We start from the raw sequence: 3449 nt of genomic DNA on the forward strand, positions 1-3449 counted from the left end.
GTCGGGGTGGCCGTGGTGGATGGAGGCGCGGGCCATGTCGGTGAGCAGACTGGTCATCACCTGGTGGTCGGCGGCGCGGCGGGCCATGGACAGCCCCAGGATCCAGCAGCGGCGGGAGACGTCCTGGTCGCCGCCGTCGAAAGCGCTCCAGGCGGCGACTTTGCACAGGCGGGCCAGGGCGCTTTCCAGGGCGGTGCGCACAGCGGGGCTGCATGAGGTGTGCCGGTACAGCTCACAGGCGTGCCGGAGTTGTCCGATCAGGGCGTAGTAGCCCATGCCGCCACCGTGGAGAAAATCGGTGCGTTCCATCATGTCGGTGATGGTCTCCAGGTGGGCCACGTCCTGGGCACCGAGCCGGGCCGGTGTGGTGGCCACCGGGTCCATCCGATCGACCAGCCCTAGGGCGGGGCCGCCCAGGTCTCCAAAGGCCGCCATTGCGGTGACCTCACCAAATGCGGAATCCAGGTCGGTTTCGGTGACCGTGATGGGGGCCGGTCCTGCGGGTGGTGGAGCGTAATCGGGTGGTGCGAAGCGGGCGAGGACGACCCTTTTTCGGTCCTCTTCCTTGATCGTTCGCTGTCCGGACAGCACGCGAGAGACAAATCCTTGGGACAGACCGCACAGGTGGGCCACCTCGGCTTGGGATAGGCCCAGGTTGCGTCCGGCGAGGTAGACCAGTGCGGTGGCGTCGCCTCGGTGGTGGGCGGCGCGCACCTGGGCGTCTTCGCTGAACTCGGCGATGAGGTCGCACCGGCATCGACCCGCGCAGGTGGTGCACACTGTCACGCCAACCCCCGAAATCCTCTTTGTCCTCATTCATCCCGAATATGCCTGGGCATACTTTCGGCATAACTCAGCAATTCCCGATTATGCCAGCCCGGCATAGGTGGCATAAACCGAAACCGGTCACGGTAATGGCATGAAGGTTTCCCTCCCTGTACACGAACATCCACCTGAGCCGGATTGGGGTCGCATCACCGCGGTGCTGACCGGCATCGGCGCCCCGGTGACCGTGGCCACCCACGACGGGCTCGCGCTCACCTACCACGACATGGCCCAAGAGATGGCCGAAGGGCTGGCCTCGGCGACCCCGAGCCTGCTGAACCAATCGCTGACACTCGGCGGCCTGCTGGGCAAGGGCAAGCCCGAGGACGTCCTGATCCGCTTGGCCGCTCGACAAGGGTGGCTGATTTTCAGCCCGGCCACCGCGTGCACCGCGCTGGTCACCCTGGTGGGCCCCGGCCAGGGAGTGGACCAGGCCAACGCCCGCATCTCCAAGGCCGTCGACGCCTTGGAGGGCTTGTTGCCCTCGTCCCTACCCGACCGGGTGGGTCGGATGCGCGTGTACCGGTCGGTGGCCTGATGACGGACACCGCTGTTGTCACCCGGTCGATGGGCCTGCGCCGGACCTCACAGATCGCCGATCACACCCTGGTGCAGGGCCGCTCACCCCTGCCCACACCGTCCTCCTTGCCGGGGTTGCATGAGCAGTCCTGGACCGTGGCCCGCCTACTGACAGACGAGGCCGGGGCGGAGCCGATGACGCTGTTGGAGATCAGCTCCCGCCTGCAACTGCCGCGGGCGGTCACCGCCCTGGTGTTGGTCGAACTCCACGCACACCACCTGGTGACCATCAGCCCGCTGAGCACCGGCCCGCAGTTCGTCCGCGGGGTCGCCAAGCACCTGAGCAGCGGCGGCAGTAAACGCCCCCATTGGAGGCCCGGCCTGGTGTCGCTGAAGATCGTGGTCACCGGCCCCACCGGCGCAGGGGCCTCCACCCTGGTGGGAGCGTCCGCCAGCACCGCCCCCCTGCACGTGGGCCAACAACACCCCGACCAGCAGGGGTTGCAGAACGAAAGCCTGGAGCTGGGGTGCATCCCCCTGGACCGGGACGCACGCCTGCACCTGCTGGCCGCCCCACAACCGTCCGCGTTCGACGCCCTGTGGCTCGATGTGGTGCGGGGCGCCTCCGGGGTAGTGGTGATGGCCCACCCCGACCGCATCAAGGAGACCCTGCCCTGTTTGGAAGCGGTACGTGAGACCGGGCTGCCCCATCTGGTCGTGGTCAACGACCAGGGACGCAGCGAACCGGACCTGGAACAGATCCGCGCCCTTTTGAAACTGGACGAGGTGCACCTGGCCGACGCCGGCTCCCGTCCCTCGACCCGGGCGGCCCTGGCCCGCCTGCTGCACATCAACCAGGAGGCCCTGCGATGAGCCGCAACATCATGATCGTGGGGGCCAGCGCCTCCGGACTCCAACTGGCCCACCAACTCCTGACCGACGGCTACCGGGTCACCCTCATCACCGGCCACTCCAGTACTGAGATCCGCTCCAGCCACCTGCCCTTGTTCAGCTTCACCCTGGCGGGCGCCCGCGCCCACGAACGGGAGTTGGAGCTGGCGATGTGGGAAGCCCGGGCGCCCCGAATCCAGGGTGTGGAGCTGCAACTGCACCCCCCTCACGGGGATCCGGCCACGGTCCTGGGCGCCTTCCAGGCCCCGGGCACGTCGGTGGATCGCAGAGTGCAGATGGCCGACTGGCTGGAGTACTTCGAGGATCGGGGCGGCAAGGCCGTCATCCACGGCGTCACCGTCACCGACCTGGACTACTTCTCGCGAATGTTCGACCTGATCGTGGTCGCGGTCGGCGATGGCGAACTCGGTCAGCTCTTCGACCGTGCCCAGAACGGTGCCCCCACTCGTGATCGGGTCGTGGCCCAGGTCCTGCTCGAAGAGGTGCACGACAGCGGCCACGGTCGCCTGGGCGGGGACGTGGCCTCGGTGGGCTCAACCCAGGAGATGCGTGCCATCCTCGCCCCGGTCCTGACCAAAGAAGGTCCGGGCCACATCCTGCAGCTGGTCTCCTCCACCGGCGGGCCCACGGACGCCTGGCCCGACCGGCCCGGCCCCCAGGAGCAGCTCCGTCGTAGCCAAGACCTGCTGCGTAGGTATTTCCCGGTGCTAGCCGAGCGGGTCCAGCACGCGGAACTGCTGGGTGAGCGCAGCACCAGTGTGCACCGCATCAGCCCGCACGCCCGTCACCCAGTCGGCGTGCTGCCCTCCGGCGGTCACGTACTGGGGATGGGCAATGGGCTGGTCAGGACCGACCCCATGGCCGCCCAAGGCGGCAACGTGTCCTCCCACGGCGCCCAGCACTACCGGGCCCGCATCCTGGCCCACGGCGACGCCGCCTTCGATCCGGCCTGGATGCAGGACACCTTCGACGGGTTCTGGGGCGGCTTGCCCTTCAAGCACGGGCCGCACGCCGGGATGGGGCAAGCCGCCGCGGGCCTGTCGGAGATGCTCGACGCGATGTGGGAACCGCACGCCCCCGCCCACGTGGGCCAGGTCTTCGACGCGGCCACCACCCACCCCGAGATCGCCGAGCGCATCGTGGCCGGGCTGGTGGATCCGCGCACCTACGCCGACTGGCTCCTGGACCCCGAA

General features: G+C 68.6%; 4 protein-coding genes. 3 read left to right on the top strand and 1 reads right to left on the bottom strand.

The window, feature by feature from the left end; genetic code table 11:
- The coding region (locus BQ8420_RS06005; protein ID WP_143847124.1) for a helix-turn-helix transcriptional regulator at positions 1-786 on the bottom strand (786 nt) is incomplete at its 3' end.
- A gap of 133 nt (positions 787-919) precedes the next feature.
- Between BQ8420_RS06005 and BQ8420_RS06010 the strand changes: the two genes are divergently transcribed.
- The 3 genes from BQ8420_RS06010 to BQ8420_RS06020 form a co-directional block, all read left to right on the top strand.
- The gene (locus tag BQ8420_RS06010; protein WP_087096813.1) at positions 920-1363 is read left to right on the top strand and encodes a hypothetical protein; all 444 of its coding nucleotides are present in this window, start codon (positions 920-922) and stop codon (positions 1361-1363) included.
- The gene (locus BQ8420_RS06015; RefSeq protein ID WP_087096814.1) at positions 1363-2217 is read left to right on the top strand and encodes a hypothetical protein; all 855 of its coding nucleotides are present in this window, start codon (positions 1363-1365) and stop codon (positions 2215-2217) included. Before BQ8420_RS06010 ends, BQ8420_RS06015 begins: the two co-directional genes overlap by 1 nt.
- A partial coding sequence (locus BQ8420_RS06020) for a styrene monooxygenase/indole monooxygenase family protein (protein WP_087096815.1) occupies positions 2214-3449 on the top strand: 1236 nt, incomplete at its 3' end. The genes BQ8420_RS06015 and BQ8420_RS06020, both read left to right, overlap by 4 nt.

Origin of the sequence: Nocardiopsis sp. JB363, from assembly GCF_900143625.1 — a bacterium.
Taxonomy (GTDB): Bacteria; Actinomycetota; Actinomycetes; order Streptosporangiales; family Streptosporangiaceae; genus Nocardiopsis.